This is a genomic window from Lysinibacillus sp. GW247-5R2A (assembly GCF_059424475.1).
On record NZ_JBWKZL010000028.1, the window covers coordinates 1 to 4891 of the forward strand.

At 30.0% G+C, this 4891-nt stretch carries 7 protein-coding genes; 2 read left to right on the forward strand and 5 right to left on the reverse strand.

What is annotated here, in order from left to right; translation table 11 throughout:
- The first annotated feature begins 102 nt into the window (after positions 1-102).
- Positions 103-1068 (forward strand): flagellin N-terminal helical domain-containing protein, encoded by a 966-nt coding sequence (locus AC07YC_RS22695; RefSeq protein ID WP_494920508.1) that lies wholly within the window; start codon positions 103-105, stop codon positions 1066-1068.
- A gap of 330 nt (positions 1069-1398) precedes the next feature.
- On the opposite strand, the gene AC07YC_RS22700 is transcribed toward AC07YC_RS22695, so the two are convergent.
- Both AC07YC_RS22700 and AC07YC_RS22705 read right to left on the reverse strand, forming a co-directional pair.
- Complete coding sequence (locus tag AC07YC_RS22700; protein WP_494920509.1) at positions 1399-1611, reverse strand: hypothetical protein; 213 nt, start codon at positions 1609-1611, stop codon at positions 1399-1401.
- Between the two features lie 11 nt (positions 1612-1622).
- Positions 1623-2123, reverse strand: coding sequence for a sigma-70 family RNA polymerase sigma factor (locus AC07YC_RS22705; protein ID WP_494920510.1), 501 nt, complete (start codon positions 2121-2123; stop codon positions 1623-1625).
- Positions 2124-2282: 159 nt separating this feature from the next.
- On the opposite strand from AC07YC_RS22705, the gene AC07YC_RS22710 reads away from it, so the two are divergent.
- Complete coding sequence (locus AC07YC_RS22710; protein WP_494920511.1) at positions 2283-2882, forward strand: DUF3238 domain-containing protein; 600 nt, start codon at positions 2283-2285, stop codon at positions 2880-2882.
- A 109-nt stretch (positions 2883-2991) separates the two neighbouring features.
- On the opposite strand, the gene AC07YC_RS22715 is transcribed toward AC07YC_RS22710, so the two are convergent.
- From AC07YC_RS22715 to AC07YC_RS22725, 3 genes are all read right to left on the reverse strand, one after another.
- Entirely contained in the window at positions 2992-3363 is a 372-nt protein-coding gene (locus AC07YC_RS22715; protein WP_494920512.1) for a hypothetical protein, read from the reverse strand.
- Between the two features lie 389 nt (positions 3364-3752).
- Complete coding sequence (locus tag AC07YC_RS22720; RefSeq protein ID WP_494920513.1) at positions 3753-4004, reverse strand: YhjD family protein; 252 nt, start codon at positions 4002-4004, stop codon at positions 3753-3755.
- 44 nt (positions 4005-4048) lie between these two features.
- Complete coding sequence (locus AC07YC_RS22725) at positions 4049-4273, reverse strand: transcriptional regulator (protein WP_494920514.1); 225 nt, start codon at positions 4271-4273, stop codon at positions 4049-4051.
- Positions 4274-4891 lie beyond the last annotated feature (618 nt).

The following is a 4891-nucleotide window of genomic DNA, read 5'->3' on the forward strand; positions in this document are numbered from 1 at the left end:
GTTGCACGCTCCTTTAAGTTGGTAGTCTAAGTGTACTAGCCCTTATTTTTTATGTCCAACTTAGTGTAGCCGATTCATTATTTTATAAACGGAGGATCTGTTTTGATTATTAGACACAACATCTCATCTCTAAATGCAAATAATAGATTAACTCAAAATAATAAAAAGACTAATAGTGTATTAGAAAAACTGTCTTCTGGATATAAAATTAATAAAGCTGGAGACGATGCTGCTGGTTTAGCAATCTCTGAAAAAATGCGTGGTCAAATTCGCGGTCTTAATATGGCAGGTAAAAATATCCAGGATGGTATTTCTTTAATACAAACTGCTGAAGGAGCATTAAACGAGGTTCACTCTTTGCTTCAAAGAGGAAGGGAGTTGGCAGTACAAGCAGCAAACGATACAAATACATTAAATGATAGAAATACAATTCAAAATGAGCTTGAACAAATCAAAGAAGAAATAAATAGAATAGCAAATGATACAGAGTTTAATGAAGTTAAATTATTTAATCAAGATGCTATTAAAACTAACGATAACTGGAATCAAATAACAACAGGTTCGAGTGGAATCATTAGGAGTATAATTTGGGATGGAAATAAATATTTAGCAACATCAGGTAATCATATTCTCTCTTCCAGTGATGGAACTTCATGGACTTCAATTAATATTCCAGATTATATGTTAGACATTGTTTTTAATGGTAGTCAGTATGTCGCAGTTGGGCGAAGTGGGTCAATTTTCACTTCAAACGACGGTGTTTCATGGAATGAACAAATATCTGGAACATCTGAACAGATTAGATCTATCATATGGAATGGTAGCGAATATTTGGCGACCGACACAGGAGGGTATATATTAAGATCTACTGATGGCGTCAATTGGAATAAAGAATTTACAGGTACAACTAATCAACTAGAAGATGTTACATGGAATGGCAGCGAATATCTAGTAGTCGGAATCAATGGAACAATATTGAAGTCTAGCGATGGAGTCGTTTGGAAAAGTCAAATTTCTGGTACCAATGAATTGACTTATCCAGTGAACTATCTACTTTGGAACTCTTAAAAAACAATTATACAATAGTAATGAATTGGTCTTTGGAAATACAAAAGACTAACATGGCACAATTGCTTTGCTAGTCTTTTTCCTTATTATACATACTATGTAAAATTTTTTAGTTACTAATACATGATAAATATTAACCCATCTATTTGTTAAATAATAAGTGCTGAAAAATCCCCTCTTATATCAAGTAATAATATAAGCAAATTACTATGTCTTCATATTAAAATTAGGATCTCTTACTTTCTCTACTATGCTAGCTCTCAATTTAACAATCGTAACAGCTTATTAATATTGAAAAACACAATAAAATGTGTGTCATTTAACTGTAGATCAGCTAACTTTTTCACTGTACTCAAATAAACTTATTAATTTAGAAAAGCTCGGCATATTCTTTAATTTAATCTTTTCCATTGAAGTTATAATTAACAAATTTAACTCTTGTTCCAAATCTTCTCTATTGTCAATAGACGTTTGATATAACAGTTTCTTAATTTTTGGTTGCATCATTTCGATTACTTCTAATGAATCTATTTTATTATCCATGGTGATACTCCTTATTTATTAGCATTTAGTCTAATTTCATCAATAGCTTTATTTTTTGCCTTGTTGACTGCTTGTTGAGATATATTCATTGCTTTTGCAATCTCAGCTTCGGTCATTTCTTTAACAAAGTGCAGGTATAAAATCTGTTTTTGCCTGTCTGTCAGATCATTTATGGATTCACTAATATCTTGATCTTCAATATGGTTTGCAAGATTGTCTGGCTCATGCACATTGTAACTATCTATGTATATTACATCCTCATTTCTTTCCAACAATTCCTCTTCAAAATGTTTGTATCTTCTAATTCCCTGATCATACTTTTGAGCAGCGAAATGAAGTGCTTTTGAAAAATATGAAACAAGAACTATTTTCGAATAAAATTTTTCAAATTCATTTTCTAAAACACCCAATTTCTTTATATCAAAACTAACTTTATAGTCCTCATACAGTTTTTTATTTTGCTCAATAGTTAAAAAACTATTCAGTATCGATTTTAAGTATAGTTTGTCCAAAATACCCCTCCTAAAAAGAACATACGCTCTTAATATAAAGTGGCTTTACACAGAAAAAAAACAACCTAATTTCTAATTTATTTGGTTGTTTTTTCTATTAATAATATACCTATCCAATATGTGTGATTCATATTTCACAAAAATATTGGAGGTTATATTATGGCAAAATTAGAACTACGTTTACGTACATTTTTACCGTTTAAGTATGTAGAACATCCTCTTCACCCAAAAACTTCACGTTTCCATGGTGATACACGAAATAATGCTGATTGGAAATCAACTGCATTCAGAACATCACAAAGTTTTACTATTGATACGTCAAAAGCAAACTATGGCGTTAAAGGGAAAACTAAAGTAGGTCAAACGATTCAAGAAGACCTTGTAAAAGGGAAATGGAAAGTTACAAAAAGAGAGACAGCATCTGAATCTGGCTTAACATACAACACAAACATCATTGATGATGTCTTGTATATTAACTGTAAGTGCGCTATGAAAAATCCATTAGTTGCTTTAGCTCCAGCTATTGACTACACTTTCGTACTTAAAGTAACTCGTACAGGTAGCGTACGAATTACAGGTCAACGTGATGGTTTCCCAGCGTATGAATTCATGCGTAACATTACTTCCATGAAAAAAGGTCCTGAAATAATTTATTCAGCTGTGCCAGCGAGCGCAAAAGAAATTGGAGGCCTTTTCCCGTTCTTAAAAAGTGAATGGGTCGACGTTGGTCGTTCATATGACAGTACAAAAAACAATTAAAAAAAAAGACCGTTAAAACGGTCTTTTTTTCGTGATGAACTTTAGTTCTCAATTTTGTTAAATTCAACTACCTCTAAAATATTCATAATGATTTAGAAGAATTATTATTTTATCTACTCTTATTTAAACTTCTTAACAAATAATCAAAGATTACAAATATAGTTATATAAATACTTCCCATTAAAGAAGCTAAATAAATAGTATCTTTAAAAGTATGAGCATTAAAATTAACTAAACTAAATAATAGTGAAAAAATTAATGCACATAGTAAATGCTTAATATACATGAATATAACGTTTTTATTTTTACTGTATTTTTCAATCAAAATTGATACTATAACAGCTATAACCATAGCTGGTGCAGTAAATGCAGTACCATAAATACCATATGCAATGCTGTATGTAGATCCAATAAATAATGGAATAATAAATATACCTATAATTAATGTAATTACAGCTGAAATAATTTTATTCTTTAACATCTTTTCACAACCCTCTTATCTTTGTTAAAAATAACGTACATTTAATTCACAAATATCAACTCACTTTTTTGTTAATCTTTTCCTCCTCTCCCTCACTTTACATTAAAACACAAAACTTCTGATTTTGGTAATTTTATTACTAAATTATTTATTTTAACTATAAGATATCAAATCATTTCACTATTCCCCTCAAAATAAATAAATCCTACTCTTTTTATGTGTACCCTAAATTAACCAAATAAAACCAAAAATTAAAAATACAACACATGTTGATACCAATTCAATAAAGAGGATTCATATTATATAAGGGAAATTAAAAAAGGTGCTCATTTTTTATGAGAACCCAATTTTAAAAAATAAGTTATAATAAGTTTTTCCACTTGCGTCTTTTAGGCTTGATTAGCATATCGAAGTACTACATCGTCACCAGCTGTAGCTGTAGCTATATGGACGTCACTAAAATATTCGTCTATTTTTTCTACCTTTACTAATCTTATTTTTTCTTTTGCCAATAATCTTTTTGAATCGTAATAATCATGGGATATGTCTTTTAGTAACTTATCAAGGATGGGTAAATAAACTTTACTCATTTTCAAATTTTCAATTACAGGGAAGTCACGTTGTAATGATTGAACTGCCATTTCCAGTATTAAAAATTTATGAAATAGTCTTCTTTGTTCAGGTTTCAGCATACAACCGAACGATCCTTGTGGCTGATTGGAACAACCGCCAATACACTATCAATCATAAATGTGCGCTTGGCTTGCCTTGTAAAACAATAAGCCTGAAACGAATCACCAGCAATTTTAATAATCTTAATACGCCTTTGTGACACTGTGCCGTCTTTAGCCATATACATCATATTCAAAAATTGGTTCCGTTGCATTGCTTTAATAAGTTGTTCTTTCATCATTCCACACCTCTCAAACAAGAACATTCGTTTGCATTATTTTAGAACAAACGTTTCTATTTTGACAAGCATTAATTTGTGGAAATAAAAAAACCTAGAATCAAACATTAAGAATAGTGAAACGGACTCCTCTTCAACTAAGGGTGCAGTTAGTTCTATTAACATTTTGGTTAATTGTGGTAATATATTATTAAAATAGGAGGGATTATTATTGGACTTATATTTTTATCTCAATTTGCTTAGCAATATAATAGCGACTTTTTTTCAAAATGGTATATGGGTAGTCGGCTTTTTTTACTTGTTAATTAAGATATTTGAGAATGAAAGACTTGTGCATTTTTCTAAATATGTAATATGTATCGTTTTGGCGATATTACTTATTTATTCAATAAGAGTGAGTATATAAACTTTCTTCTTACAAGTAATGAATACTTTATTTGGTTAACTAAAAAGATCAATCTCATATAAAGTAGTTCTCAAACCTGCTGAAGTAGTAATTAGTAAATAAAAAATTATAAAAAGAGGCTGGGACAAAACCCATCTCTAAATTAAAAAGCGTGTGAAATTTTACCATCAGTAAAATTTCACACGCTTTACATTTTTTCATAAAAAATAAGG